General features: G+C 62.5%; 34 protein-coding genes and 1 pseudogene. 32 read left to right on the top strand and 3 right to left on the bottom strand.

Annotated elements, in window-relative coordinates; genetic code table 11:
• The 31 genes and pseudogenes from FHY19_RS12425 to FHY19_RS12275 all read left to right on the top strand — a co-directional run.
• Window positions 1-219 (top strand): annotated as a pseudogene (locus FHY19_RS12425) (elongation factor Tu); the annotation flags it as partial.
• Window positions 220-676: 457 nt separating this feature from the next.
• On the top strand, window positions 677-988 hold the full coding sequence (rpsJ, locus tag FHY19_RS12420) for a 30S ribosomal protein S10 (protein WP_003486723.1): 312 nt from the start codon (window positions 677-679) through the stop codon (window positions 986-988).
• Window positions 989-999: 11 nt separating this feature from the next.
• Window positions 1,000-1,650 (top strand): 50S ribosomal protein L3, encoded by a 651-nt coding sequence (gene rplC, locus FHY19_RS12415; protein WP_005993363.1) that lies wholly within the window; start codon window positions 1,000-1,002, stop codon window positions 1,648-1,650.
• Window positions 1,651-1,662: 12 nt separating this feature from the next.
• Window positions 1,663-2,268 (top strand): 50S ribosomal protein L4, encoded by a 606-nt coding sequence (gene rplD, locus FHY19_RS12410; protein WP_016900669.1) that lies wholly within the window; start codon window positions 1,663-1,665, stop codon window positions 2,266-2,268.
• On the top strand, window positions 2,265-2,564 hold the full coding sequence (gene rplW, locus FHY19_RS12405) for a 50S ribosomal protein L23 (RefSeq protein WP_002811694.1): 300 nt from the start codon (window positions 2,265-2,267) through the stop codon (window positions 2,562-2,564). The genes rplD and rplW overlap by 4 nt, the downstream gene beginning before the upstream one ends.
• 10 nt (window positions 2,565-2,574) lie before the next feature.
• Entirely contained in the window at window positions 2,575-3,402 is an 828-nt protein-coding gene (gene rplB / locus FHY19_RS12400; protein ID WP_003486715.1) for a 50S ribosomal protein L2, read from the top strand.
• A 6-nt stretch (window positions 3,403-3,408) separates the two neighbouring features.
• Window positions 3,409-3,678 (top strand): 30S ribosomal protein S19, encoded by a 270-nt coding sequence (gene rpsS, locus FHY19_RS12395; protein WP_005993369.1) that lies wholly within the window; start codon window positions 3,409-3,411, stop codon window positions 3,676-3,678.
• 12 nt (window positions 3,679-3,690) lie between these two features.
• Window positions 3,691-4,026 carry a 50S ribosomal protein L22 gene (rplV, locus tag FHY19_RS12390; RefSeq protein WP_002811686.1) on the top strand — a complete coding sequence of 112 codons (336 nt, stop codon included), beginning with the start codon at window positions 3,691-3,693 and terminating at the stop codon, window positions 4,024-4,026.
• Window positions 4,027-4,043: 17 nt separating this feature from the next.
• Window positions 4,044-4,778, top strand: a complete 735-nt coding sequence (gene rpsC, locus FHY19_RS12385; protein ID WP_005993372.1) for a 30S ribosomal protein S3 — start codon at window positions 4,044-4,046, stop codon at window positions 4,776-4,778.
• Between the two features lie 5 nt (window positions 4,779-4,783).
• Complete coding sequence (gene rplP / locus FHY19_RS12380; RefSeq protein ID WP_003486706.1) at window positions 4,784-5,197, top strand: 50S ribosomal protein L16; 414 nt, start codon at window positions 4,784-4,786, stop codon at window positions 5,195-5,197.
• Window positions 5,197-5,382: a 50S ribosomal protein L29 gene (gene rpmC, locus FHY19_RS12375; protein WP_003486703.1), complete on the top strand. Its 186-nt coding sequence runs from the start codon at window positions 5,197-5,199 to the stop codon at window positions 5,380-5,382. Before rplP ends, rpmC begins: the two co-directional genes overlap by 1 nt.
• Window positions 5,383-5,393: 11 nt before the next feature.
• On the top strand, window positions 5,394-5,663 hold the full coding sequence (gene rpsQ, locus FHY19_RS12370) for a 30S ribosomal protein S17 (RefSeq protein WP_104611275.1): 270 nt from the start codon (window positions 5,394-5,396) through the stop codon (window positions 5,661-5,663).
• A gap of 14 nt (window positions 5,664-5,677) precedes the next feature.
• On the top strand, window positions 5,678-6,046 hold the full coding sequence (gene rplN / locus FHY19_RS12365; protein ID WP_003486699.1) for a 50S ribosomal protein L14: 369 nt from the start codon (window positions 5,678-5,680) through the stop codon (window positions 6,044-6,046).
• 15 nt (window positions 6,047-6,061) lie between these two features.
• Entirely contained in the window at window positions 6,062-6,379 is a 318-nt protein-coding gene (gene rplX, locus FHY19_RS12360; RefSeq protein WP_003486696.1) for a 50S ribosomal protein L24, read from the top strand.
• 11 nt (window positions 6,380-6,390) lie between these two features.
• On the top strand, window positions 6,391-6,933 hold the full coding sequence (rplE, locus tag FHY19_RS12355; protein WP_010371090.1) for a 50S ribosomal protein L5: 543 nt from the start codon (window positions 6,391-6,393) through the stop codon (window positions 6,931-6,933).
• 18 nt (window positions 6,934-6,951) lie between these two features.
• A complete protein-coding gene (gene rpsN / locus FHY19_RS12350; protein ID WP_005917137.1) occupies window positions 6,952-7,257 on the top strand; it encodes a 30S ribosomal protein S14 in 306 nt (101 codons plus the stop codon).
• A gap of 204 nt (window positions 7,258-7,461) precedes the next feature.
• A complete protein-coding gene (gene rpsH, locus FHY19_RS12345) occupies window positions 7,462-7,860 on the top strand; it encodes a 30S ribosomal protein S8 (RefSeq protein ID WP_010371096.1) in 399 nt (132 codons plus the stop codon).
• Between the two features lie 15 nt (window positions 7,861-7,875).
• The gene (rplF, locus tag FHY19_RS12340; protein ID WP_064634201.1) at window positions 7,876-8,403 is read left to right on the top strand and encodes a 50S ribosomal protein L6; all 528 of its coding nucleotides are present in this window, start codon (window positions 7,876-7,878) and stop codon (window positions 8,401-8,403) included.
• Between the two features lie 91 nt (window positions 8,404-8,494).
• Window positions 8,495-8,854 carry a 50S ribosomal protein L18 gene (gene rplR, locus FHY19_RS12335; RefSeq protein ID WP_005993383.1) on the top strand — a complete coding sequence of 120 codons (360 nt, stop codon included), beginning with the start codon at window positions 8,495-8,497 and terminating at the stop codon, window positions 8,852-8,854.
• A gap of 158 nt (window positions 8,855-9,012) precedes the next feature.
• Window positions 9,013-9,555 carry a 30S ribosomal protein S5 gene (gene rpsE / locus FHY19_RS12330; RefSeq protein WP_003486682.1) on the top strand — a complete coding sequence of 181 codons (543 nt, stop codon included), beginning with the start codon at window positions 9,013-9,015 and terminating at the stop codon, window positions 9,553-9,555.
• Window positions 9,548-9,739 carry a 50S ribosomal protein L30 gene (rpmD, locus tag FHY19_RS12325; RefSeq protein WP_259166331.1) on the top strand — a complete coding sequence of 64 codons (192 nt, stop codon included), beginning with the start codon at window positions 9,548-9,550 and terminating at the stop codon, window positions 9,737-9,739. The genes rpsE and rpmD overlap by 8 nt, the downstream gene beginning before the upstream one ends.
• 4 nt (window positions 9,740-9,743) lie before the next feature.
• Window positions 9,744-10,187, top strand: a complete 444-nt coding sequence (gene rplO, locus FHY19_RS12320) for a 50S ribosomal protein L15 (RefSeq protein ID WP_003486676.1) — start codon at window positions 9,744-9,746, stop codon at window positions 10,185-10,187.
• A 7-nt stretch (window positions 10,188-10,194) separates the two neighbouring features.
• The gene (gene secY, locus FHY19_RS12315; protein WP_039412801.1) at window positions 10,195-11,562 is read left to right on the top strand and encodes a preprotein translocase subunit SecY; all 1,368 of its coding nucleotides are present in this window, start codon (window positions 10,195-10,197) and stop codon (window positions 11,560-11,562) included.
• A gap of 332 nt (window positions 11,563-11,894) precedes the next feature.
• Window positions 11,895-12,251, top strand: a complete 357-nt coding sequence (rpsM, locus tag FHY19_RS12310) for a 30S ribosomal protein S13 (RefSeq protein WP_003486672.1) — start codon at window positions 11,895-11,897, stop codon at window positions 12,249-12,251.
• A gap of 10 nt (window positions 12,252-12,261) precedes the next feature.
• A complete protein-coding gene (gene rpsK / locus FHY19_RS12305) occupies window positions 12,262-12,654 on the top strand; it encodes a 30S ribosomal protein S11 (RefSeq protein WP_003486671.1) in 393 nt (130 codons plus the stop codon).
• A gap of 15 nt (window positions 12,655-12,669) precedes the next feature.
• Window positions 12,670-13,296, top strand: coding sequence for a 30S ribosomal protein S4 (gene rpsD / locus FHY19_RS12300; RefSeq protein WP_002811641.1), 627 nt, complete (start codon window positions 12,670-12,672; stop codon window positions 13,294-13,296).
• A 53-nt stretch (window positions 13,297-13,349) separates the two neighbouring features.
• Window positions 13,350-14,348, top strand: a complete 999-nt coding sequence (gene rpoA / locus FHY19_RS12295) for a DNA-directed RNA polymerase subunit alpha (protein WP_002811635.1) — start codon at window positions 13,350-13,352, stop codon at window positions 14,346-14,348.
• 181 nt (window positions 14,349-14,529) lie between these two features.
• Window positions 14,530-14,913: a 50S ribosomal protein L17 gene (rplQ, locus tag FHY19_RS12290; protein ID WP_003486665.1), complete on the top strand. Its 384-nt coding sequence runs from the start codon at window positions 14,530-14,532 to the stop codon at window positions 14,911-14,913.
• 667 nt (window positions 14,914-15,580) lie between these two features.
• Window positions 15,581-16,102 carry a disulfide bond formation protein B gene (locus FHY19_RS12285; RefSeq protein ID WP_259152805.1) on the top strand — a complete coding sequence of 174 codons (522 nt, stop codon included), beginning with the start codon at window positions 15,581-15,583 and terminating at the stop codon, window positions 16,100-16,102.
• 201 nt (window positions 16,103-16,303) lie between these two features.
• The gene (locus tag FHY19_RS12280; protein ID WP_259166328.1) at window positions 16,304-17,701 is read left to right on the top strand and encodes a 3-deoxy-7-phosphoheptulonate synthase class II; all 1,398 of its coding nucleotides are present in this window, start codon (window positions 16,304-16,306) and stop codon (window positions 17,699-17,701) included.
• Between the two features lie 85 nt (window positions 17,702-17,786).
• Entirely contained in the window at window positions 17,787-18,914 is a 1,128-nt protein-coding gene (locus FHY19_RS12275; protein ID WP_259166326.1) for a mechanosensitive ion channel family protein, read from the top strand.
• Between the two features lie 85 nt (window positions 18,915-18,999).
• Here FHY19_RS12275 and FHY19_RS12270 read toward each other — a convergent pair whose 3' ends face one another.
• The 3 genes from FHY19_RS12270 to typA form a co-directional block, all read right to left on the bottom strand.
• On the bottom strand, window positions 19,000-20,616 hold the full coding sequence (locus tag FHY19_RS12270) for an amidase (protein WP_259166386.1): 1,617 nt from the start codon (window positions 20,614-20,616) through the stop codon (window positions 19,000-19,002).
• A gap of 104 nt (window positions 20,617-20,720) precedes the next feature.
• Window positions 20,721-21,191: a DUF2127 domain-containing protein gene (locus tag FHY19_RS12265; protein WP_259152810.1), complete on the bottom strand. Its 471-nt coding sequence runs from the start codon at window positions 21,189-21,191 to the stop codon at window positions 20,721-20,723.
• A gap of 16 nt (window positions 21,192-21,207) precedes the next feature.
• Window positions 21,208-23,037 (bottom strand): translational GTPase TypA, encoded by a 1,830-nt coding sequence (typA, locus tag FHY19_RS12260; protein ID WP_259152811.1) that lies wholly within the window; start codon window positions 23,035-23,037, stop codon window positions 21,208-21,210.
• A gap of 244 nt (window positions 23,038-23,281) precedes the next feature.
• Here typA and FHY19_RS12255 point away from each other — a divergent pair, with 244 nt between their 5' ends.
• Entirely contained in the window at window positions 23,282-23,776 is a 495-nt protein-coding gene (locus FHY19_RS12255) for a peptidylprolyl isomerase (RefSeq protein ID WP_039413197.1), read from the top strand.
• Window positions 23,777-23,899 lie beyond the last annotated feature (123 nt).

The raw sequence follows: 23,899 nt of genomic DNA, 5'->3' as shown, positions 1-23,899 counted from the left end.
TTCTTCAAGGGCTACCGTCCGCAGTTCTACTTCCGCACCACCGACATCACTGGCGCCTGCCAGCTGCCGGAAGGTGTGGAAATGGTGATGCCGGGTGACAACGTGAAGATGGTCGTGACCCTGATCAACCCGGTCGCGATGGACGAAGGTTTGCGCTTCGCGATTCGCGAAGGCGGCCGTACCGTCGGCGCCGGCGTGGTTGCCAAGGTCATCAAGTAAGCAATACCTGCAGTTCGGCGGCTTCGGTCGCCGACGCAATCTAAGGGGTCGGCGCAAGCCGGCCCTTTTTTTGCGTTGGAGTGCGGGCGGGGTGTCGGATTCTTTTTGGTTAAGCGCTTGCGTACCTAAATCCGCATCGCTATAATGCGCGGCTCGGTGTCCCTGGGTAGGGCGCTGGGTTAACAAGCGAAAAGAACGGCAGGATGCCGCTCGTGTTCGCCAGACCGGGAAGGTCGCGTTGCATGGAGCACTCAACAACTCACCTGTTGTTGACCGTGCTCTATCTGCGCACTATACTTTTCCGTCTGGGCAGGCCGGTTTACCGGGCTGCCTCAGTTTTTGGGCGGAGGAAAGCCCTCGTCGGCAGGAGGTCTGGCGATTTCACCAACGCAGGAATATCGGGGCAGGTATCCCAGAGGCCTTGCCCGTCGCTCTTTTAACGAAGGAAGCTTCCGTCATGTCGGAACAAAAGATCCGGATTCGGTTGAAGGCGTTCGATCATCGTTTGATCGACCGTTCGGCCAGCGAGATCGTCGAAACGGCTAAGCGGACCGGTGCGCAAGTGCGTGGCCCGATCCCGTTGCCGACCAAGATCGAACGTTACACCATCCTCGTATCCCCGCATGCCGACAAGGATGCGCGTGACCAATACGAAACCCGCACGCACAAGCGTGTGCTCGATATCGTCGACCCCAACGACAAGACCGTGGACGCGCTGATGAAGCTCGAGCTCGCGGCTGGCGTCGACGTACAGATCAAGTTGACCTGAGGACTACGACCATGACGAAGAAATATTCGTTGGGCTTCGTGGGCCGCAAGGCTGGCATGAGCCGCGTCTTCACTGAAGACGGCCGCTCGGTGCCGGTTACGCTGATCGAAGCAACTCCGAACCGCATCGCGCAGATCAAGACCGTTGAAACCGACGGTTACAGCGCAGTGCAGATTACCGTTGGCGCGCGTCGCGCCGCACTGGTCAACAAGCCGGCCGCCGGTCACTTCGCCAAGGCGAAGGTCGAAGCGGGTCGTGGCTTGTGGGAATTCCGCGTTGAAGATGCGCAGCTCGGCGATTTCGCCGTCGGCGGCGAAATCAAGGCGGACATCTTCGAAGTCGGCCAGAAGGTCGACGTCCAGGGCGTCACCAAGGGTAAGGGTTTCCAGGGCACCATCAAGCGCTACAACTTCCGTATGGGCGATGCAACTCACGGTAACTCGCTGTCGCATCGCGCGCCGGGTTCGTTGGGTCAGCGCCAGACCCCGGGTCGCGTTTTCCCGGGCAAGAAGATGTCGGGCCACATGGGCGCCGTGCAGCAAAGCACGCAGAACCTGGAAGTGGTCAAGGTCGACGTCGAGCGTGGTCTGATTGCTATCCGCGGCGCCGTGCCTGGCGCAGCTGGTGGCGACGTGATCGTCCGTCCGGCGAGCAAGGCATAAGGAGAGATGACGATGGAACTCGTTATCACGGGTAGCAACAACAAGGTCTCGGTCTCCGATGCCGTGTTCGGTCGCGAATTCAGCGAAGATCTGGTTCACCAGGTCGTCGTCGCTTATCGCAATGCCGGTCGCGCTGGTACCAAGGCACAGAAGACGCGTTCGGAAGTTGCGGGCACGACCAAGAAGTCGAAGAAGCAGAAGGGCGGCGGTGCGCGTCATGGCGCGTTGACGGCTCCGATCTTCGTCGGCGGCGGCGTGACCTTCGCGGCCAAGCCGCGCAGCTTTGAGCAGAAAGTCAACCGCAAGATGTACCGTGCGGCCATCTGCGCGATCTTCTCTGAGCTTAACCGCCAGGGTCGCCTGATGATCGTCGATGCGTTCGACGTCGAAACCACCAAGACCCAGGGTCTGATCGAAAAGCTGAAGGGACTGGACGTGGGCAAGCGCCCGCTGATCGTCACCGAGGAAGCTTCCGAGCACCTGTATCTGTCCGCCCGCAATCTGCCGTATGTGCAGGTGCGTGATGTGCAGGGTCTGGATCCGGTCGCTCTGGTCGGGGCCGATACGGTCGTGATCACCGCCGATGCGGTCAAGAAGGTCGAGGAGTGGCTGGCATGAGCAGCAACGAAAAAATCTTCAGCGTGCTGCGTGCTCCGCGAGTCTCTGAAAAGACCGCGCGCCTGCAGGAAATCTCCAACCAGTATGTCTTCGAAGTTTCGAACGAAGCCACCAAGGCCGATGTAAAGGCCGCGGTTGAGCAGCTGTTCGACGTCAAGGTCAAGGCAGTCAACGTGGTCAACGTCAAGGGCAAGAGCAAGTCCTTCCGTAACCGTGCTGGCAGCCGTGGCAATTGGCGCAAGGCGTACGTCCGCCTGGTTGATGGTCAGTCCATCGACGTAACGGCCAAGGCCTGAGGTCCATCCCATGCCATTGATGAAGTTCAAACCCACCTCTCCCGGCCGTCGTTCCGCCGTGCGCGTGGTTACTCCCGATCTGCACAAGGGCGCACCGCACGCGGCGCTGCTCGACTCGCAGAGCAAGTCCGGTGGTCGTAACCACCATGGCCGCATCACCGTGCGTCACGTCGGTGGTGGCCACAAGCAGCACTACCGCATCATCGACTTCAAGCGCAACAAGGAAGGCATTCCGGCGCGTGTGGAGCGGATCGAATACGATCCGAACCGTACCGCTCATATCGCCCTGCTGTGCTATGTCGACGGCGAGCGTCGCTACATCATCGCCCCCAAGGGCCTGAAGGCTGGCGACCAGGTCATTGCCGGTGCCAATGCACCGATCAAGACCGGCAACACGCTGCCGCTGCGCAACATCCCGGTCGGTACGACGGTCCACGGTATCGAGCTGAAGCCGGGTAAGGGCGCTCAGATCGCACGTGCTGCCGGTGCAGCCGTCCAGCTGGTCGCTCGCGAAGGCATCTATGCCACGCTGCGTCTGCGCTCGGGCGAAATGCGCAAGGTGCCGGTCGAGTGCCGCGCCACCATCGGCGAAGTCGGCAACGACGAGCACAACCTCGAGAAGCTGGGCAAGGCCGGCGCCAAGCGTTGGCGCGGTGTTCGCCCGACCGTTCGCGGTGCGGCCATGAACCCGGTCGATCACCCGCATGGTGGTGGTGAAGCGAAGGCTGGTCAGGGTAATCCGCATCCGGTCACCCCGTGGGGTGTTCCGACCAAGGGTTACAAGACGCGCAAGAACAAGCGCACCCAGCAATTCATCGTCCGCGATCGTAGGGGCTAATCGACCATGGCACGTTCACTCAAGAAGGGCCCGTTCGTCGATCACCACCTTGCAAAGAAGGTGGAGTCCGCCGCGGGTAGCAAGAAGCCGATCAAGACCTGGTCGCGCCGTTCGATGATCCTGCCGGAAATGGTAGGCATCACCATCGCCGTGCATAACGGCAAGAACCACATTCCGGTGCTCGTCAACGAGAATATGGTCGGCCACAAGCTCGGCGAATTTGCCGTCACCCGGACCTTCAAGGGTCACGGTGGCGACAAGAAGTCGAGCAGGTAAGGAGAGATGACGATGGAAGCGAAAGCAATCCTGCGCACCGCGCGCATCTCCCCGCAGAAGGCCCGCCTGGTCGCTGACCAGGTGCGTGGTTTGTCCGCCGAGCGTGCGGTCAATCTGCTGAAGTTCTCGGACAAGAAGGCTGCACACCTGATCAAAAAGGTTGTGGAGTCGGCTATTGCCAATGCCGAGAACAATCAGGGCGCGGATGTCGACGAGCTGAAGGTCAAGACCATCATGGTTGATGAAGGTCCGTCCCTGAAGCGTTTCATGGCGCGGGCGAAAGGCCGCGGTACCCGCATCCTCAAGCGCACCAGTCACATCACTGTGATTGTCGGCGCCGCCAAGTAAGCGGAAAGGAAAAGACCATGGGTCATAAAGTTCATCCGACTGGAATCCGTCTTGGTATCTCCAAAGACTGGAACTCCAAGTGGTACGCAAACAAGGGCGATTTCGCTGCCTATCTGGCAGCCGACCTGAAAGTGCGTGAAATGCTGCGCAAGAAGCTCGCGCAGGCAGGTGTCAGCAAGATCTTGATCGAGCGCCCTGCCAAAACCGCCCGCGTGACCATCCACACTGCCCGTCCGGGCGTGGTGATCGGCAAGCGTGGCGAGGATATCGAAAAGCTGCGTAAGGAAGTGAGCGAGCTGATGGGCGTTCCGGCGCACATCAACGTCACCGAAGTGCGCAAGCCGGAGCTGGATGCGCAGCTGGTCGCCGAGTCGATCGCGCAGCAGCTTGAGCGTCGCATCATGTTCCGCCGCGCAATGAAGCGCTCGGTCGGCAACGCGATGCGCTTGGGTGCCCTGGGCATCAAGGTCAATGTGGCTGGCCGCCTCAACGGTGCAGAAATCGCCCGTTCGGAGTGGTACCGCGAAGGCCGCGTGCCGCTGCACACGCTACGTGCCGACATTGATTACGGTTTTGCCGAGGCGTCCACGACGTACGGCATCATCGGCATCAAGGTCTGGATCTATAAGGGCGAAGTCTTCGACTTCTCTCAGGTTGGCCAGGAAAAGCAGGACGACAGCCCGCGCAACGATCGTAACGATCGTGGCGACCGTGGTGACCGCCCGTCGCGCCCGGCTCGTGAAGCGAGGTAACGGCAATGTTGCAACCCAAGCGAACCAAATATCGCAAGATGCACAAGGGCCGCAATGACGGCCTGGCATGGAGCGGAAACGCCGTCAGCTTCGGCGAATACGGCCTCAAGGCCACGGCGCACGGTCAGCTGACCGCACGCCAGATTGAAGCAGCACGCCGCACGATCAGCCGCCACGTCAAAAAGGGCGGCAAGATGTGGATCCGTGTGTTCCCCGACAAGCCGATCACCAAGAAGCCGATCGAAGTCCGCATGGGCTCCGGTAAGGGCAACGTGGAGTACTGGGTCGCGCAGATTCAGCCGGGCCGCATGATCTATGAAATCGAGGGTATTCCCGAAGAGACCGCACGTGAGGCGTTCCGCCTTGCCGCTGCCAAGCTCTCGGTGACGACCACTTTCGTGACCCGGACGGTGCGCTGATGGATATCAAACAACTCCGCGAGAAGTCGGCTGACGAACTGAAGGCCCACCTGACCGATCTGCGTAAGGAGCAGTTCTCGCTCCGCATGCAGCAGGTCACCGGCCAGCTGCCGAAGACCCACGAAACCCGCCGGGTGCGCCGCGAGATTGCTCGCGTCAAGCACCTGCTCGGCAGCACCAAGTAAGGACGGCCGCGATGAGCGACAACAACGAAAAGCAAACGCTGCGCACGGTCGAAGGCCGTGTCGTCAGCAACAAGATGGACAAGACGGTCACCGTGTTGGTGGAGCGCCAGGTCAAGCACCCGTTGTACGGTAAGTACATCAAGCGCTCGTCCAAGCTCCACGCACACGATGCCGACAATGCCTGCAATGAAGGCGATGTCGTGCGCGTGACCGAGATTGCTCCAATGTCCAAGACCAAGAACTGGCGGGTGGTCGAAATCGTCACCCGTTCGGCCGGCTAAGGGAGATCTGAATCATGATCCAGATGCAGAGCTACCTCGATGTGGCCGACAATTCGGGTGCCAAGGAAGTGATGTGCATCAAGGTGCTGGGCGGCTCCAAGCGCCGCTACGCACACATTGGCGACATCATCAAGGTGACCGTCAAGGACGCCATTCCGCGTGGCAAGGTCAAGAAGGGCGAAGTCTACGACGCCGTCGTGGTGCGTACCCGCAAGGGTGTGCGCCGTCCCGACGGTTCGCTGATCCGCTTCGATGGCAATGCCGCTGTGCTGTTGAACAACAAGCAGGAGCCGATCGGGACCCGCATCTTCGGGCCGGTGACGCGCGAGCTGCGTTCCGAGAAGTTCATGAAGATCGTCTCGCTCGCTCCCGAAGTGCTGTGAGCGGAGGACATACACATGGCTAACCGTATCAAGAAGGGCGACCAGGTCGTCATCAACACCGGCAAGGACAAGGGTAAGCAGGGTGAAGTTGTGCGTGTGGACGGCGATCGCGTGATCGTTTCCAACGCCAACGTCATCAAGCGCCACACCAAGCCGAACCCGCAGGCGGGTGTCGCCGGCGGCGTGGTCGAGCGTGAAGCGTCGATCCATATCTCCAACGTCAATATCGTCAACCCGGCAACGGGCAAGGGCGAGCGCGTTGGCTTCAAGGTGCTGGAGGATGGACGCAAATTGCGTGTGTTCCGCTCCAGCGGTGAGGCGCTCGACGCCTGAGGAATGAGATCATGAATACGCGTCTCGAAAAGTTTTACAAGGAAAACGTGGTGCCGGCCCTGATGAAGGAATTCGGCTACACCAATCCGATGGAAGTGCCGAAGCTGGTCAAGGTCACGCTTAACATGGGCGTGGGCGAGGCGGCTACCAACAAGAAGATTCTTGAGAATGCGGTCGCCGACATGTCCAAGATCTCCGGTCAAAAGCCGGTGGTCACCAAGTCGCGCGTCTCGGTCGCATCGTTCAAGATTCGCGATGGTTGGCCGATCGGCTGCAAGACCACCTTGCGTCGCGCCAAGATGTATGAGTTCCTGGATCGCCTGATCAACATCTCGTTGCCGCGCGTGCGCGACTTCCGTGGTGTCTCCGGTCGTTCCTTCGACGGTCGTGGCAACTTCAACATGGGTGTGAAGGAACAGATCATCTTCCCGGAAATCGATTTCGACGCCGTCGATGCGATTCGCGGTATGGATATCGCCATCACCACCACCGCCAAGACGGATGCGGAAGCGAAGGCGCTGCTGGCAGCGTTCAAGTTCCCGTTCCGTAACTGACCGTCGAGGACATCCGAAATGGCAAAGACCTCCATGATCCACCGCGACATCAAGCGTGCAAAGCTGGCGAAGAAATTTGCCGGCAAGCGTGATGCGCTGAAGAAGATCCTCTCCAGTCAGGATGCGTCCTACGAAGAGAAGATCGATGCGTCGACCAAGTTGCAGAAGCTGCCGCGCGATTCATCACCGAGCCGCCACCGCAACCGTTGCGAGCTGTCCGGTCGTCCGCGCGGTGTCTACCGCAAGTTCGGTCTGGGTCGCAACATGCTGCGCAAGGCCACGATGAACGGCGACGTTCCGGGCCTGCGTAAGGCAAGCTGGTAACAGCATCCCGGCCGCTCGCGGCCGGTTTGAACAGGATGGTTCTGTTCAACAAGGGAGTCCGACGCAAGTCGGGCTCTTTTGTCGTATACTTCCGCTTCTGTCTTGCCCGTAGCGGCTTGGCATGGCGTCAAGGGTCCTGGCCCGTCCCCAGGAAAACACAAGATTTTCGCGAAAGCGGATATCGGTGCACTCAAAGGTACTCATATGAGCATGACTGATCCCATCGCCGACCTGCTGGTTCGCATCAAGAATGCGGCCGCGGTTGGTAAGCAGACGGTGAAATTGCCGTCGTCCAAAATCAAGGTTGCGATCGCCCAGGTCCTGAAGGACGAGGGTTACATCACCGACCTGCGCGTTACGGCCACCGAAAACAACAAGTCGGAGCTGGAAATCGTGCTTAAGTATTTCGAAGGCCGTCCGGTCATCGAGACCCTGAAGCGTTTCTCGCGCTCGGGTCTGCGTCAGTACCGCGGCAAGACCGAGCTGCCCAAGGTCCTCGGTGGCCTGGGTATCGCCATCATCTCCACGTCGAAGGGCATCATGACCGATGCGCAGGCTCGCGAAGCCGGCGTTGGTGGTGAAGTCCTGTGCTTCGTGGCCTAAGGGAAGGAATCGAACATGTCCCGTGTAGCCAAGAAGCCTGTTTCCCTTCCGAAGGGTGTTGAGCTCAACGTCCAGCCTGAGCTGGTCAGCGTCAAGGGCCCGAAGGGTACGTTGACCCTGCCCAAGCCGGTGGGCGTGGAAATCGCCATCGACGGCGATGTCGCAACCCTGTCGGCAAACGATCCGTCGCAGCTGGCCATCACCGGCACCGTGCGCGCCATCCTGGCCAATATGGTCAAGGGCGTGTCCGAAGGCTTCGAGCGCAAGCTCGAGCTGGTCGGCGTCGGTTACCGCGCTGCCATGCAGGGCAAGGATCTGAGCCTGGCGCTCGGTTTCTCGCACCCGCTGGTGTTCGTGGCGCCGGAAGGCATCACGCTGTCGACCCCGACCCAGACCGAAATCGTGGTCCAGGGCGCCGACAAGCAGCGCGTCGGCGAAGTCGCCGCCAAGATTCGCGGTTTCCGTCCGCCGGAGCCCTACAAGGGCAAGGGTGTGAAGTACGCCGGTGAAGTCATCATTCGCAAGGAAGCCAAGAAGGCGTAAGGCAGGTCCCTCTGCGAGGAGTCCGGCCATCCATGGCTGGACTTCTTATTGCAAAAGCCTGTTTTCCTTCAGCTTTCGTAGGATAAATATCATGAGCATCAACAAGAACATCGCCCGCCTGCGTCGTGCCAAGTCGACCCGTGCACACATCCGCGAGCTGGGCGTCGCGCGTCTGTCGGTGCTGCGCACCGGTCAGCACCTGTATGCCCAGGTCTTCACTGCCGACGGTTCCAAGGTGATTGCTGCGGCGAACACCCTGCAGGCCGACGTCAAGGATGGCTTGAAGAACGGCAAGAACAGCGATGCCGCCGTCAAGGTCGGCAAGCTGATCGCCGAGCGCGCCAAGGCTGCTGGTATTGAGAAGGTCGCATTCGACCGCTCGGGCTACCGCTACCATGGTCGCATCAAGGCGCTGGCCGATGCGGCTCGCGAAGGCGGCCTGCAGTTCTAAGCACTGCTGCGGATGTGGCCATCGGCCGCATCCGCGTTTCCGCCGGCGGGGAGATGCCGGACCGTCCCGTTCTTTTGCAGCGGCCGCGGGAACACCGTTCCACTCCACAACCATAAGCGGCTTCGAGCCGTACATACTCAATCAATCAAGGAATCAAGATGGCAGAAGAACGTGCACCGCGGGGTCGTGATCGCGACCGTAACCGCGAAGAGAAAGTCGACGACGGCATGATCGAGAAGCTGGTCGCGGTCAACCGCGTCAGCAAGACGGTCAAGGGCGGTCGCCAGTTCACCTTCACTGCGCTGACCGTGGTCGGCGATGGTCTGGGCAAGGTCGGTTTCGGTTATGGCAAGGCGCGCGAAGTGCCGGTCGCCATTCAGAAGTCGATGGAACAGGCGCGCAAGAACCTGGCTACTGTTGATCTGAACAACGGAACCTTGTGGCACGCGGTCAAGTCCGGCCATGGCGCCGCACGCGTGTACATGCAGCCGGCTTCCGAAGGTACCGGCGTCATTGCCGGCGGTGCGATGCGCGCCGTGCTCGAAGCTGTAGGCGTGAAGAACGTGCTGGCCAAGGCGGTCGGTTCGCGTAATCCGATCAACCTGGTCCGCGCAACCCTGAAGGGTCTGTCGGAAGTGCAGTCGCCGGCCCGTGTTGCGGCCAAGCGCGGCAAGAAGGTGGAGGAGCTCAACCATGGTTAAGGACACCAACAAGACCGTCAAGGTGCGCCTGGTGCGTGGCCTGCGTGGAACCCAGTCGCGTCACCGCCTGTCGGTGCGTGCGTTGGGCCTGAATAAGCTCAACGATGTGCGTGAACTGAAGGACAGCCCGCAGGTGCGTGGCCTGATCAATACGGTTCACTACCTCGTCAAGGTTGAGGAGTAATCCAATGACTCTGCGTCTTAATGACCTCAAGCCGGCCGACGGCGCCCGTACCGAACGCACCCGCGTCGGTCGTGGTATCGGTTCGGGCCTCGGCAAGACCGCTGGTCGCGGTCACAAGGGTTCGTTCGCTCGCAAGGGCGGCGGCAAGATCAAGGCCGGCTTCGAAGGCGGCCAGACCCCGATGCAGCGCCGTCTGCCCAAGATCGGTTTCCGCTCCAAGATGGCGCGCGATACCGCTGAAGTGTTGTCCTACCAGCTGGACAAGCTGGATGCCGGTGATGTCGACTTTGCAGCGCTGCGTGCGGCCAATCTGGTCCCGAGCCGCGCCAAGAAGGCGAAGATCGTGCTGAAGGGCGAGCTGAGCAAGAAGTTCGTGCTGAAGGGCGTTGCGGCTACCGCAGGCGCCAAGGCAGCAATCGAAGCTGCCGGCGGCAGCGTAGAGGAGTAATCGGCAGATGGCGCAGGCTGGCATTGGTAACCTCGGTGGCGGGCTCGGCAAGTTCACGGAACTTCGCCAGCGGCTACTGTTCGTCCTCGGGGCATTGATCGTCTATCGCATCGGTTGCTATGTGCCGGTGCCGGGCGTTAATCCCGATGCCATGCTTTCGTTGATGCAGGCGCAGGGCGGCGGCATCGTGGACATGTTCAACATGTTCTCGGGCGGCGCCCTGCACCGTTTCAGTATTTTTGCGTTGAACGTGATGCCGTACATCTCGGCATCGATCGTGATCCAGTTGGCCACGCATATCTTTCCCGCCCTCAAGGCGATGCAGAAGGAAGGCGAGTCGGGCCGACGCAAGATCACCCAGTATTCCCGCATTGGCGCGGTGCTTCTGGCGGTGGTGCAGGGCGGCAGTATCGCGCTTGCGCTGCAGAACCAGACCGCACCGGGCGGCGCTCCGGTGGTGTACGCGCCGGGCATGGGTTTTGTGCTCACAGCAGTGATCGCGCTGACGGCAGGTACAATCTTCCTGATGTGGGTTGGCGAGCAGGTCACCGAGCGCGGCATCGGCAACGGTGTGTCGCTGATCATCTTTGCCGGCATCGTGGCCGGACTGCCGTCGGCGGCCATCCAGACTGTCGAGGCGTTCCGCGAAGGCAATCTGAGCTTCATTTCGCTGTTGCTGATCGTCATCACCATCCTGGCGTTTACGCTGTTTGTGGTGTTCGTCGAGCGTGGGCAACGGCGGATTACGGTCAATTACGCGCGCCGCCAGGGCGGTCGCAATGCGTATATGAACCAGACCTCGTTCCTGCCGCTGAAGCTCAACATGGCGGGCGTGATTCCGCCGATCTTCGCCTCCAGCATCCTGGCCTTCCCGGCGACGCTGTCGATGTGGTCGGGTCAGGCGGCATCAGGTAGTGGCGTGGGTTCGTGGTTGCAGAAGATCGCCAACGCGCTTGGACCGGGCGAGCCGGTGCATATGCTGGTATTTGCCGCGCTGATCATCGGTTTCGCGTTTTTCTACACCGCACTGGTGTTCAACTCGCAAGAGACTGCCGACAATCTCAAGAAGTCGGGCGCATTGATTCCGGGCATCCGCCCCGGCAAGGCCACGGCGGATTACGTCGACGGCGTGCTGACGCGGCTGACCGCGGCTGGTTCGCTGTACCTGGTCATCGTCTGCCTGCTGCCGGAAATCATGCGCACTCAGCTCGGGACCTCGTTCCATTTCGGTGGTACGTCGTTGCTGATCGCGGTGGTGGTGGTGATGGACTTCATTGCGCAGATCCAGGCGCATCTGATGTCGCACCAGTATGAGAGCTTGCTGAAGAAGGCCAACCTGAAGGGCGGCTCGCGCGGCGGCTTGGCGCGCGGTTAAGTGGTACACTAGATCTTCATTACGTGAAGACGGCCTGGTTCCCGGGCCACGATCTTCCGATCAGAAGGGCGGCTCGCGCGACGTCTCGCGCGCGGGTGTGACGGGGTGGTCCTGTGCGGGAGTAGCACAGGCGGTTCGGAGAAGTTTTCTGGATCAACACCGTCCGGCGCCGGAGCGAGGGCACACTCCCCACGCCGGGTCCATGGAACCTCTGGTTCCACGGGCTTCAAAGCAATCCGAGGCCTTGCTATAATTCCGAGTTCACTTTTGATCCATCCTGCCGGATGGCGCCTGGGCGCTGTCGGGCCATCACTCAGTTGGAGAATCGCGTCATGGCGCGTATTGCAGGCGTCAACCTGCCAGCCCAGAAGCACGTCTGGGTCGGGTTGCAAAGCATCTACGGCATCGGCCGTACCCGTTCTAAGAAGCTCTGCGAATCCGCAGGCGTTACCTCGACCACGAAGATTCGTGATCTGTCCGAACCCGAAATCGAGCGCCTGCGCGCCGAAGTCGGCAAGTATGTCGTCGAAGGCGACCTGCGCCGTGAAATCGGTATCGCGATCAAGCGACTGATGGACCTGGGCTGCTATCGCGGTCTGCGTCATCGCCGTGGTCTCCCGCTGCGTGGTCAGCGCACCCGTACCAACGCCCGCACCCGCAAGGGTCCGCGCAAGGCGATCAGGAAGTAAGGGATAGATCATGGCAAAGCCAGCAGAAAAGAAAACGAAGAAGAAGATCAAGCGCGTCATCACTGACGGCGTCGCTCACGTCCACGCTTCGTTCAACAACACCATCGTCACCATCACCGATCGCCAGGGCAACGCCTTGTCGTGGGCTACGTCCGGCGGCGCCGGTTTCCGTGGTTCGCGTAAGTCGACCCCGTTCGCTGCTCAGGTTGCCGCCGAAAAGGCTGGCCGCGCTGCGCTCGACTACGGCGTGAAGTCGCTGGAAGTACGTATCAAGGGTCCGGGTCCGGGCCGTGAGTCGGCCGTGCGTTCGTTGAACAACGTGGGCTACAAGATCACCAACATCATCGACGTGACGCCAATCCCGCACAACGGGTGCCGTCCGCCGAAGAAGCGTCGCGTCTAAAGGGAGCGATAAGAAATGGCTCGTTATATCGGTCCTACCTGTAAGCTCGCCCGCCGCGAAGGCGCCGATCTTTCCCTCAAGAGCCCGGCGCGTGCGCTGGACTCCAAGTGCAAGCTTGAGCAGAAGCCCGGCCAACACGGCGCGGCTCGCAAAGGCAAGCTCTCCGACTACGCTACCCAGCTGCGTGAAAAGCAGAAGGTCAAGCGTATCTACGGTCTGCTGGAACGTCAGTTCCGCAACTACTACAAGAAGGCCTCGACCAAGAAGGGCAACACCGGCGAGAACCTGCTGCAGTTGCTGGAAACCCGTCTGGACAACGTCTGCTACCGCATGGGCTTTGCGGTCACCCGTCCGGCCGCGCGCCAGCTGGTGTCGCACCGTGGCGTGCTGGTCAATGGCAAGTCGGTGAATCTGGCTTCGTACCAGATCAAGGCCGGCGATGCGATCACGCTGTCGGAAAAAGCACAGAAGCAGCTCCGCGTGCAGGAAGCCCTGACCGTGGCTGAGCAGCACGACATGACGCCGTCGTGGGTCGAAGTCGATTCGAAGAAGTTCAGCGGCGTATTCAAGGCCGTGCCGGATCGCGCTGACCTGCCTTCGGATATCAACGAAGCGCTGATCGTCGAGTTGTATTCGAAGTAATTCACATTGGAGAACCTCCGGCACTGCCGGAGGTTCGCAGGAGACCCCGCAACATGACGGTTACCGCCAACCAGGTTCTGCGCCCCCGTGGTCCGCAGATCGAACGTCTTACCGACAACCGTGCCAAGGTCGTGATCGAGCCCTTGGAGCGCGGTTACGGGCACACGCTGGGCAATGCCCTGCGTCGTGTGCTGTTGTCGTCGATCCCCGGTTTTGCGATCACCGAGGTCGAGATCGACGGCGTGCTGCACGAGTACACCACGGTCGAGGGTTTGCAGGAAGACGTGCTTGACGTCCTGCTCAACCTGAAAGACGTGGCGATTCGCATGCACAGTGGCGACAGCGCCACGCTGTCGTTGTCCAAGCAGGGTCCGGGCACGGTCACTGCGGCCGACATCAGGACCGATCACAACGTTGAGATCATCAACGGCGACCACGTGATCTGCCACCTGACCAAAGACACCGCACTGAACATGCGTCTGAAGATCGAGCGTGGGTTCGGCTACCAGCCGGCTGCTGCGCGTCGTCGTCCGGATGAAGAGACCCGTACCATCGGTCGTCTGATGCTGGACGCGTCGTTCTCGCCGGTGCGTCGCGTTGCCTATGCCGTGGAAGCTGCGCGCGTCGAACAGCGCACCGACCTCGACAAGCTGGTGATCGATATCGAAACCAACGGCACGATCGATGCCGAGGAAGCCGTGCGCACCGCCGCCGACATCCTCAGCGATCAGCTGTCGGTGTTCGGCGATTTCACCCACCGCGATCGCGGTGCGGCCAAGCCGGCTGCCAGCGGCGTGGATCCGGTGCTGCTGCGCCCGATCGACGACCTCGAGCTGACCGTGCGTTCGGCCAACTGCCTGAAGGCCGAGAGCATCTACTACATCGGCGATCTGATCCAGAAGACCGAAGTGGAACTGCTCAAGACCCCGAATCTTGGCAAGAAGTCGCTGACCGAAATCAAGGAAGTGCTGGCACAGCGCGGCCTTGCGCTGGGCATGAAGCTGGAGAACTGGCCGCCGGCCGGTGTCGCCCAGCACGGCATGCTTGGTTAATGCATCACCCGCATGGGCGTCTTCGGGCGCCCATGTTTGTTTTTTACATCGACGGGCCAAAGCCCGCGGTGACATCCGGTCAAGGGACGGCCGGTTCGGACCAACCGCAGTCCATTCAACAGCGCCAGGATGGCGACAACGTCTCTCAAGCAGTCTCAACATTCCTTAGGAAATCACACTCATGCGTCACCAGAAATCCGGTCGTAAGTTCAACCGCACCAGCGCGCACCGCGAAGCCATGTTCCGCAATATGGCCGCTTCGCTGTTCAAGCACGAGCTGATCAAGACCACCTTGCCGAAGGCCAAGGAACTGCGTCGCGTCGCCGAGCCGCTGATCACCATCGGCAAGGTCGATGGCGTTGCCAATCGTCGTCTGGCCTTCGCTCGCCTGCGCGACAAGGAAGCCGTGGGCAAGCTGTTCGTCGAGCTGGGCCCGCGTTACGCGACCCGTCCCGGCGGCTACCTGCGCATCCTGAAGGCCGGCTTCCGTGCCGGTGACAATGCGCCGATGGCGTATGTCGAGCTGGTCGACCGCCCGGTCGTGGCGGAAGAAGTGGCCGAGTAATCGGAGCGCTTCGTAAAGATGCTTAGAAAAGCCCGGCTCGCGCCGGGCTTTTTTATTGGGGCGTTGGGGGTGTCGTGGAGGGACGCAGCAAGGTGCAAATCGCCGGCGCGGCGCGATCACCGGATGCTGCGGTACGGCCAACGTGGATCGAAGAATCCGCGAATGTTCTGGCGCGCTGGCTTGGGAGTGAAGAGGATCCGGAGTGCGTGAAGTCGGTCGTGAATTGGAGTGAGGGCGAGGTTGGCGTTTGAGCGACGCGTCGCATCTCAACTAAGCAGCCATGATGGCGTGGGACGGCGCTTGGCTCGGTGGCCGGTTCCCCGGAAGCCTGGGGGCTGCCAGAGGTGCTGTGGAGACAGGGGGCGGGAGCGCGGTGGATTGGGCATGGCAATGCTTTCATCTTGTCCGCGGCACGCATGTGGTTGCGACGCGATCACGGCGCATCGGCCGTTCGTGCCCGAGCCGGATCCATCCGCACCAGGAGCTTTGGATGCCTCCGCCCTCCTCGAGGGGCGCTTGAGTGCTCTGCAGGTCACCGATAGCGCCGACAGCACCGCGCAGATGCTGTAGCGCTTCGTAGCAGGCGCTTCGGCAGACGCATGCATGCGTGGTCATGTCGGCGGTCATGGCTGATAATCGAGGCCTTGGTCCTAGGCAAGCGGTCACGATGAATCCATTCCGTTGGGGTTTCCGGGCACAGTTTCTGTTGGGGTTTGTTGCTTGCGCAGGACTGCTGGCCTACGCGATCTATGTGCAACTGCACTTGGGACTCGAGCCATGCCCGTTGTGTATTTTTCAGCGGATCGCATTCGCGGCGCTGGCGGTAGTGTTCCTGCTGGGGGCGCTGCATGGGCCGCGTGCTGCCGGTGGGCGCAAGGTCTATGGCGTGTTGGGTTTCATCGCGGCGGGCGTGGGCATGGGGATTGCGGCGCGGCATGTCTGGGTGCAGATCCGGCCCAAGGACATGATGTCGTCGTGCGGGCCGCCACTGAGCTTTCTGAGCGAGACGATGGGGCCGTTCGAAGTGTTTCGCACGGTGCTGACCGGTACCGGGGATTGCGGCAACATCGATTGGCGCTTCCTGGGCCTGAGCATGCCGATGTGGAGCATGGTGTGGTTCGTGGCGCTTGCATTGTGGGCGCTATATGCCGGCTTCAAGGCGCGGCGTAGTTCGGTGCATCACCACTGATGGGCCGATGGCAGGTCTCTGTCGTTTGCACAAAAAAACATCGAAATTGCACAGTGAATCCCGCGCCGTTCAGCCGTGTCCGTTGCTTTGGTCGCTGCCCTCAGTGGAGATAGGTGACTGGCAGCGGTGTGCTCTGCAGCCTGGGTGCTTTGCGTAGCGATCAGGCTCTGCCACCATCGCAGGCTGTCCAGGAGCTTTTCCATGAATCTTTCCTCCCCAACTCCCGTTTCCGATTCCGCCGCCTCGTCGTGGGCGCCGGGTAGCTGGCGTGGCAAACCCGCCCTGCAGCTGCCGGTGTATCCGGACCAGGATGAGCTGCAGGCCGCCATGAGCGAGTTGGGGCAGTTGCCGCCTCTGGTGACCTCGTGGGAGATCTTCGCGCTCAAGCGCCAGCTGGCAGAGGCGCAGGAAGGCAAGCGCTTCCTGCTGCAGGGCGGCGATTGTGCGGAGAATTTCAGCGATTGCGAATCGGGCACGATCTCCAATCGGCTGAAAGTGCTGCTGCAAATGAGCCTGGTGCTGGTGCATGGCCTGCGCCTGCCGGTGGTGCGGGTAGGGCGCTTTGCCGGGCAGTACGCCAAGCCGCGATCCGCCGATACCGAAACGCGCGATGGCGTGACCTTGCCCAGTTACCGCGGCGATGTGATCAATGCGCCGGCCTTCACCGAGGCCGCGCGCGTGCCCGACCCGCGCCGCATGATCACCGCACACTCGCGGTCGGCGATGACGATGAACTTCGTGCGTGCGTTGATCGATGGCGGTTTCGCCGACCTGCACCACCCCGAGTACTGGAATCTGGACTGGGTGGGTTATTCGCCGCTGGCGGCGGACTACCAGAAGATGGTGGCGTCGATCGGCGACGCGGTGCGCTTCATGGAAACCCTGTCCGGGTCGGAGGTGTACAACCTCAATCGCATCGACTTCTACACCTCGCACGAAGCGCTGTTGCTGCCCTACGAAGAGGGCCTGACCCGTCAGGTGCCGCGTCAGTGGGGCTGGTTCAACCTCAGCACGCATTACCCGTGGATCGGCATGCGCACCGCAGCGCTGGATGGCGCGCATGTGGAATATCTGCGTGGGGTGCGCAATCCGATTGCGATCAAGGTGGGGCCATCGGTGCAGCCGGATCAGCTGCTGCGCCTGATCGATGTGCTCAACCCCGAGGACGAACCCGGGCGCTTGAGCTTCATCCATCGCATGGGTGCGACCCAGATTGCCGAAAAATTGCCGCCGCTGCTGGATGCGGTCAAGCGCGATGGCCGACGCGTGTTGTGGGTCTGCGATGCGATGCACGGCAATACCGAAAGCACCGGAAACGGCTATAAAACCCGGCGTTTCGACAATATCCGCAGCGAAGTGGAGTTGTCGTTCGACCTGCATGCGGCGGCCGGCACACGGCTGGGCGGCGTGCATCTGGAACTGACCGGCGAAGACGTCACCGAATGCACCGGCGGTGCGCGCGAGCTCACCGAGCGCGATCTGGAGCGTGCCTATCGCTCCAGCGTGGACCCGCGCTTGAACTATGAGCAGTCGCTGGAAATTGCGATGGCGATCGTGCGCAAGCAACAACAGGTGAGCTCGCAGCCGCTGGGCGCGTGACCGCACTGTACGCATGACGTGATGCTCATGCCGCGTGCGGCATGATGCTGCAGCCATCCCTCTTTCCCCCCACAGGAGGAACGGTTTGACTGCCGATTGGAACGTCATCCGCGAATACGCAATCCCGCTAGGCGCCGCGCTGCTGGCGGGCATCGTCACCTGGTCGCTGATGCTGTGGCTGTTCCGCCGCATGCAGGGCCGCGACTACCGCCGCGCACGCATCCTTCGCGTGGTCACGCTGCCGGCGGCCTTCATCCTGCCGCTGCTGTTTCTGGGGGTCGCCACCGAAGCGACGCCGCTGTCCGGCAAGGCGCTGGCGGCGGTGCAGCACCTGTTGCATGTCGGCATCGTCGGCTGCGTCACCTGGCTGCTGGTACGCGCAGTAGCAGCCGGCGAGGCGGCAATCCTGCGCAGCAATCCGATCGAGGTATCGGACAATCTCACCGCGCGGCGTATCCAGACCCAGACACGGGTGCTGAGCCGGGTGGTGATGGGCGCGGTGATCCTGCTCGGCATCTCGGTGGTGTTGCTTGGCTTCGAGCAGGTGCGCCAGATCGGCAAGACATTGCTGGCATCGGCCGGCATCATCGGGCTGGTGGCCGGTATCGCGGCCAAGCCGGTCTTCGGTAACCTGATTGCCGGGCTGCAGATCGCCTTGACCCAGCCGATCCGTCTGGACGATGTGGTGATCGTGGAAGGCGAGTGGGGCCGCATCGAAGAGATCGGCAGCTCGTATGTGGTGGTGCGCATCTGGGACGAGCGACGCATGGTGGTGCCGCTGACCTGGTTTATCGAGAACCCGTTCCAGAACTGGACGCGGGCCAGTGCGGATCTGCTCGGTACCGCGTTCTTGTGGCTGGATTACCGCACGCCGATCGCGGCAGTGCGCGCGGAACTTGAGCGCATCTGCCAGAGCGAGCCGCTCTGGGATGGGCGCGTGTGCGTTACCCAGATCACCGACACCAGCGACAACACCATCCAGGTCCGCTTGTTGGTGAGCGCGCGCAATTCTGGCGATGCGTTCGATCTGCGCTGCCTGGTGCGCGAGCGCATGATCGACTTTCTGACCCGCGAGCACGCGTACGCGCTGCCCAGGATCCGCGCCGAAATTGCAGCGCAGGAACAGCCGGTGTCGCGTGCTGCAGCACCGATCTCGCCGGAAGGCGTCCGCTCGCCGGGTGCGGAAGACGGCGAGCCGGCGGCATCGATCTAGCGGTGCCTGCTGACGCGTCCGGCCCGCGACGGTGTGCGCATGCTGTCGATGTCTGCACCGCCTGCGTGCTGCGTTGCGCATTCGGTCAGTCCGGCGTGGCCGTTTGCGATGCGGTGGCTGGTGTCGCCGGCGGTACGCTCGGCGCGTAGCCGGGCGCAAACCGCGCGTGACTGCGCTGCTCATAGGCATAGGCCAGGGCGATCAGGCGCGGCTCGCTCCACGCGGTGCCCATGAACAGCAGTCCGAGCGGCAGGCCCCGGGTCTGCCCCATCGGCACGCTCAGGCTTGGATATCCGGCCACTGCGGCGGCGCCGTACCCGGCGCCGGGAAAGCTGTCGCCCTTGCCGAGCGTGGTGACCCAGGCAGGGCCGGTGGTCGGCACGATCAGCGCGTCCAGGCGGTCGGCCTTCAGTGCTGCGTCGATGCCTTGTTCGCCGGCGAGCCGCCGGGCGCTAGCGCGTGCGCTCAGATAGCCAGGATCCTCCAGGCCCGGCGCAGCTTGCGCCTGCTCGAACAATTCCTGGCCGAAGTAGGGCATTTCGCGCTGCGCATTGGTGCGATTGAAGGCAATCAGCGCATCGAGGTCTTTGACCGGTGCGGCGTGGCTGCGCAGATAGGCATTCAAGCCGGCCTTGAATTCGACCAGTAAGACCATCTGCTCAGCAGCATCCCACTTGCCATCCGTGACCAGGGCAGTCTCAACCACCGTGGCACCGGCCGCGCGCAAGATCTGCACGGCGCGATCCAATGCTGCGGCAATCGCCGGATCTTCGCGTAGTGGATTGCGCAGCAGGCCCAGGCGCGCGCCGCGCAGGCCATCGGGGTTGAGCTGGGCGAGATAGTTCGGTGTGGACGACGGCGCACTGCGTGCCGCCGGGTCCTGTGGATCGGGCGCGGCGATGGCCTGCAGCAGCGCGGCCGCGTCGGCGACGCTGCGCGTCATCGGGCCGGCGGTGTCCTGGCTGGCCGAGATCGGAATGATGCCGTCGCGGCTGACCAGCCCGACGGTGGGCTTGAGCCCGACCAGACCATTGACCGCAGCCGGGCAGGTGATGCTGCCATCGGTTTCGGTGCCGATGCCCACCGTGGCCAGGCTGGCGGCAATCGCCGCGCCGGTGCCGGCGCTGGAGCCGCAGGGGTTGCGATCCAGCGCGTACGGATTGCGGGTCAACCCGCCGCGGCCGCTCCAGCCGGAGCTGGACTGGGTGGAGCGGAAGTTGGCCCATTCGCTCAGGTTGGTCTTGCCCAGGATCACTGCGCCGGCCGCGCGCAGCCGCTGCACCAGGAAGGCGTCGCGGGCTGGGCGAAACCCGGCCAGCGCCAATGAGCCGGCACTGTTGACCATGGGCACGGCGTCGATGTTGTCCTTGAGCAGCACCGGGATGCCGTGCAGCGGTCCGCGGATGCGGCCGGCGGCGCGTTCCGTGTCCAGGGTGCGCGCATCGGCTTCGGCTTGCGCATTGCGCTCGATCACGGCATTGAGCGTGGGGCCGGCGCGGTCGATGGTGTCGATCCGCTGCAGATAGGCGCGCGTCAGGTCCAGGCTGGTGGTGTCGCCGCGGGCCATGCGGGCTTGCAGGCCGGCGATATCGGCATCGATCAGGTCGAGCGGTTTGGTTGCCGGCGCGGTGCCGGTTGCCGGGCGCTGCGGGTGGTCCGCATGCGCGCAGCCGCATAGCGCCAGCAGCAGCGCAAAGCACAAGGAGGTGGAGCGCATTGGCGGTTTTCCGCAGGGGACTTGCCGCAGGCTAACGTCGCTGCGTCGGAGTAACAACGTGCCGGGGTGCCCGTGGACGGGCGGCAGGGTCAGCGACGTCGGCGCTTGACCAGATCGCGTGCCAGCACGCCGACCACGATCAGGTTGATCGCCAGCACGGCCCAGGCGGTCCAGCCAGGATGGCGGACGATGGCGTAGATATCGAAGGGTAGATAGATGGCCGCCGACAGGCAGCCCAGTAGCGAGGCCCAGGCCTTGGCACGCCACAACCCCCAGGCTTCCACCACATGCAGCAGGCCATAGGCCAGCATGGCAGCGGCCGCCAGATGCACCGCATCGGGGCTGATGGTCTTGAGCAACGACGGCAGTGCGCCGTGGTCCGGATCCAGATTGAAGCGGCGGATCAGCGTGCTGACCGCGTTCTGCAGCGGGAGCGGGCCCAGAATTTCCAGGCCCGTCGCCGCCAACAGCGCAAGCCCGCCCTTGACCGCCTCCAACAAGGCGATCGCGTGGAGACCCGGATGCGCACGCGGATCCGGGCTATAGGGCGTCTTGCTCACGACTGGACGTCAGTGCTTAGCCGGAACGGCCAGCGCGCTTGCGGTCGCTTTCGGTCAGGAACTTCTTGCGCAGGCGGATTTCCTTCGGGGTGACTTCCACCAGCTCGTCGTCCTCGATGAAGTCCAGGGCCTGTTCCAGCGTGTACTTGATCGCCGGGGTCAGCTTGATCGCGTCGTCCTTGCCCGAAGCACGCATGTTGGTCAGCGGCTTGGTCTTGATCGCGTTGACGGTCAGGTCGTTATCCTTGGAGTGGATGCCGATCAGCTGGCCTTCGTACACGTTGTCGCCTTCGGCAGCGAACAGGCGGCCACGCTCTTCCAGCGGCCCCAGCGCATAGGCCGGAGTTGCGCCCGGTGCGTTGGCGATCATCACGCCGTTCTGGCGCTTGGCGATGGCGCCCTGTTCCTTCGGGCCGTAATGGTCGAACACGTGGAACAGCAGGCCCGAGCCCTGGGTCAGGGTGCGGAACTCGTTCTGGAAGCCGATCAGGCCACGCGCCGGGATCATGTAATCCAGGCGCACGCGGCCCTTGCCGTCCGGCTCCATGTTCTTCAGCTGGCCCTTGCGGGTGCCCAGCTTTTCCATCACGCCGCCCTGGTGCTGTTCTTCGATATCCACCACCAGCTGTTCGATCGGCTCCATCTGCTTGCCGTCGATTTCCTTGATGATGACTTCCGGACGCGACACGGCCAGCTCGTAGCCTTCGCGACGCATGTTCTCGATCAGCACCGACAAGTGCAGTTCGCCACGGCCGGAGACCAGGAACTTGTCGGCGTCCGAGCCTTCTTCGACCTTCAGTGCCACGTTGTGCACCTTCTCGCGGTCCAGACGGTCGCGCAGCTGGCGGCTGGTCAGGAACTTGCCGCCGGACAGGTCCTTGTTGCCGGCGAACGGCGAATTGTTGACCTGGAAGGTCATCGAGATGGTGGGCTCGTCCACGGTCAGCGCCGGCAGCGCTTCCGGGTGCTCAAGCGCACACACGGTGTCGGAAATGGTCAGCTCGGCCACGCCGGAGATGGCGACGATGTCGCCGGCCTCGGCGGTGTCCTGCTCGATGCGTTCCAGGCCCAGGAAGCCCAGCACCTGCAGCACCTTGCCCTGACGCTTCTTGCCTTCGCGGTCGATCACGCTGACCGGCATGTTCTTCTTCAGCACGCCGCGCTGGATGCGGCCGATGCCGATCACGCCGACGAAGTTGTTGTAGTCCAGCTGGCTGATGCGCATCTGGAACGGGCCGTCCGGATCCACGTCCGGTGCCGACACATGCTGCATGATCGCTTCGTACAGCGGGGTCATGTCGCCGTCGCGCACGTCCGAATCCAGGCTGGCGTAGCCGTTCAGTGCGGAGGTGTAGACGATCGGGAAGTCCAGCTGCTCGTCGGTAGCGCCGAGCTTGTCGAACAGGTCGAACACCTGGTCGATCACCCAGTCCGGGCGTGCGCCGGGACGGTCGATCTTGTTGACCACCACGATCGGCTTGAAGCCCATCGCGAACGCCTTCTGGGTCACGAAGCGGGTCTGCGGCATCGGGCCGTCCATCGCGTCGACCAGGATCAGCACCGAGTCCACCATCGACAGCACGCGCTCGACTTCGCCACCGAAGTCGGCGTGTCCCGGGGTGTCGACGATGTTGATGCGGTTGCCGTTCCAGGTAATGGCCGTGTTCTTGGCCAGGATCGTGATGCCACGTTCCTTTTCCTGATCGTTGCTGTCCATCACACGCTCAGCCAAGACGGTGCGTTCGGACAGGGTGCCGGACTGCTTCAGCAGGCAGTCGACGAGGGTGGTCTTGCCATGGTCGACGTGCGCGACGATGGCGATATTGCGGAGTTTTTCAATGGACATGCGGAAAGGGCCCCTGTCTGGCGCCAGTCTTGAGATGAGGTAAGCCCGACATTATAGCGGTTTCGTTGCGTTGCCGTTGCGGATTGACCGACGTCGGTTCAGATCGCCCATTCAGCCAGCGTGACGGCGCTCAGGATCCGGGCCCGGCCACGTCGTTGGACCATGGTCGTAACTGCGCGGTCGTCCACGCGCCCGGGTGTATCCTAATGGGCTGTTGATCACCCCAGAACCTGCAAGGATTTCCATGTCCCTGATCGCCACTTTCGACACCTCCCGCGGCCCGATCGTTGTTGAGCTGTATCCGGAGAAGGCGCCGCTGACCGTCGCCAACTTCGTGAATCTGGCCAAGCGCGGCTTCTACAACGGCCTGAGCTTCCACCGCGTCATCGCCGACTTCATGATCCAGGGCGGTTGCCCGGAAGGTTCCGGCCGCGGCGGCCCGGGCTACCGTTTCGAAGACGAGACCAATAACGGCGTCGGCCACGAGCGCGGCGTGCTGTCCATGGCCAATGCTGGCCCGAACACCAATGGCAGCCAGTTCTTCATCACCCACACCGCCACCCCGTGGCTGGACGGCAAGCACACCGTGTTCGGCAAGGTCACCCAGGGTCTGGACGTGGTGGACAGCGTTGCCCAGGGCGACACCATCAACACGCTCACCATCGAAGGCGACACCGACGCCGTGCTGGCCGCCAAGGCCGACCGCGTTGCGGAGTGGAACAAGATCCTCGCCGCCTGATCGCAGCCCCCCGTCGAACGGCCGCCTTGCGCGGCCGTTTGCTTGTCAATGCGCGCCGCCAGGCCTTGCGGCCCCCGCCAGCGCGCGACCCCCACCAACGCTTTTTAGCAGAGGAAACACCCC

Source organism: Xanthomonas sp. 4461, assembly GCF_024806475.1.
Lineage (GTDB): Bacteria > Pseudomonadota > Gammaproteobacteria > Xanthomonadales > Xanthomonadaceae > Xanthomonas > Xanthomonas arboricola_F.
Note: the sequence above shows the minus strand (reverse complement) of the source record. Positions and strands in the feature narration are given on the sequence as shown.

Coding starts and splice junctions, on each gene's coding strand:
- rpsJ (WP_003486723.1), top strand. CDS start 677: ATGTCGGAACAAAAGATCCGGATTCGGTTGAAGGCGTTCGATCATCGT.
- rplC (WP_005993363.1), top strand. CDS start 1,000: ATGACGAAGAAATATTCGTTGGGCTTCGTGGGCCGCAAGGCTGGCATG.
- rplD (WP_016900669.1), top strand. CDS start 1,663: ATGGAACTCGTTATCACGGGTAGCAACAACAAGGTCTCGGTCTCCGAT.
- rplW (WP_002811694.1), top strand. CDS start 2,265: ATGAGCAGCAACGAAAAAATCTTCAGCGTGCTGCGTGCTCCGCGAGTC.
- rplB (WP_003486715.1), top strand. CDS start 2,575: ATGCCATTGATGAAGTTCAAACCCACCTCTCCCGGCCGTCGTTCCGCC.
- rpsS (WP_005993369.1), top strand. CDS start 3,409: ATGGCACGTTCACTCAAGAAGGGCCCGTTCGTCGATCACCACCTTGCA.
- rplV (WP_002811686.1), top strand. CDS start 3,691: ATGGAAGCGAAAGCAATCCTGCGCACCGCGCGCATCTCCCCGCAGAAG.
- rpsC (WP_005993372.1), top strand. CDS start 4,044: ATGGGTCATAAAGTTCATCCGACTGGAATCCGTCTTGGTATCTCCAAA.
- rplP (WP_003486706.1), top strand. CDS start 4,784: ATGTTGCAACCCAAGCGAACCAAATATCGCAAGATGCACAAGGGCCGC.
- rpmC (WP_003486703.1), top strand. CDS start 5,197: ATGGATATCAAACAACTCCGCGAGAAGTCGGCTGACGAACTGAAGGCC.
- rpsQ (WP_104611275.1), top strand. CDS start 5,394: ATGAGCGACAACAACGAAAAGCAAACGCTGCGCACGGTCGAAGGCCGT.
- rplN (WP_003486699.1), top strand. CDS start 5,678: ATGATCCAGATGCAGAGCTACCTCGATGTGGCCGACAATTCGGGTGCC.
- rplX (WP_003486696.1), top strand. CDS start 6,062: ATGGCTAACCGTATCAAGAAGGGCGACCAGGTCGTCATCAACACCGGC.
- rplE (WP_010371090.1), top strand. CDS start 6,391: ATGAATACGCGTCTCGAAAAGTTTTACAAGGAAAACGTGGTGCCGGCC.
- rpsN (WP_005917137.1), top strand. CDS start 6,952: ATGGCAAAGACCTCCATGATCCACCGCGACATCAAGCGTGCAAAGCTG.
- rpsH (WP_010371096.1), top strand. CDS start 7,462: ATGAGCATGACTGATCCCATCGCCGACCTGCTGGTTCGCATCAAGAAT.
- rplF (WP_064634201.1), top strand. CDS start 7,876: ATGTCCCGTGTAGCCAAGAAGCCTGTTTCCCTTCCGAAGGGTGTTGAG.
- rplR (WP_005993383.1), top strand. CDS start 8,495: ATGAGCATCAACAAGAACATCGCCCGCCTGCGTCGTGCCAAGTCGACC.
- rpsE (WP_003486682.1), top strand. CDS start 9,013: ATGGCAGAAGAACGTGCACCGCGGGGTCGTGATCGCGACCGTAACCGC.
- rpmD (WP_259166331.1), top strand. CDS start 9,548: ATGGTTAAGGACACCAACAAGACCGTCAAGGTGCGCCTGGTGCGTGGC.
- rplO (WP_003486676.1), top strand. CDS start 9,744: ATGACTCTGCGTCTTAATGACCTCAAGCCGGCCGACGGCGCCCGTACC.
- secY (WP_039412801.1), top strand. CDS start 10,195: ATGGCGCAGGCTGGCATTGGTAACCTCGGTGGCGGGCTCGGCAAGTTC.
- rpsM (WP_003486672.1), top strand. CDS start 11,895: ATGGCGCGTATTGCAGGCGTCAACCTGCCAGCCCAGAAGCACGTCTGG.
- rpsK (WP_003486671.1), top strand. CDS start 12,262: ATGGCAAAGCCAGCAGAAAAGAAAACGAAGAAGAAGATCAAGCGCGTC.
- rpsD (WP_002811641.1), top strand. CDS start 12,670: ATGGCTCGTTATATCGGTCCTACCTGTAAGCTCGCCCGCCGCGAAGGC.
- rpoA (WP_002811635.1), top strand. CDS start 13,350: ATGACGGTTACCGCCAACCAGGTTCTGCGCCCCCGTGGTCCGCAGATC.
- rplQ (WP_003486665.1), top strand. CDS start 14,530: ATGCGTCACCAGAAATCCGGTCGTAAGTTCAACCGCACCAGCGCGCAC.
- FHY19_RS12285 (WP_259152805.1), top strand. CDS start 15,581: ATGAATCCATTCCGTTGGGGTTTCCGGGCACAGTTTCTGTTGGGGTTT.
- FHY19_RS12280 (WP_259166328.1), top strand. CDS start 16,304: ATGAATCTTTCCTCCCCAACTCCCGTTTCCGATTCCGCCGCCTCGTCG.
- typA (WP_259152811.1), bottom strand. CDS start 23,037: ATGTCCATTGAAAAACTCCGCAATATCGCCATCGTCGCGCACGTCGAC.
- FHY19_RS12255 (WP_039413197.1), top strand. CDS start 23,282: ATGTCCCTGATCGCCACTTTCGACACCTCCCGCGGCCCGATCGTTGTT.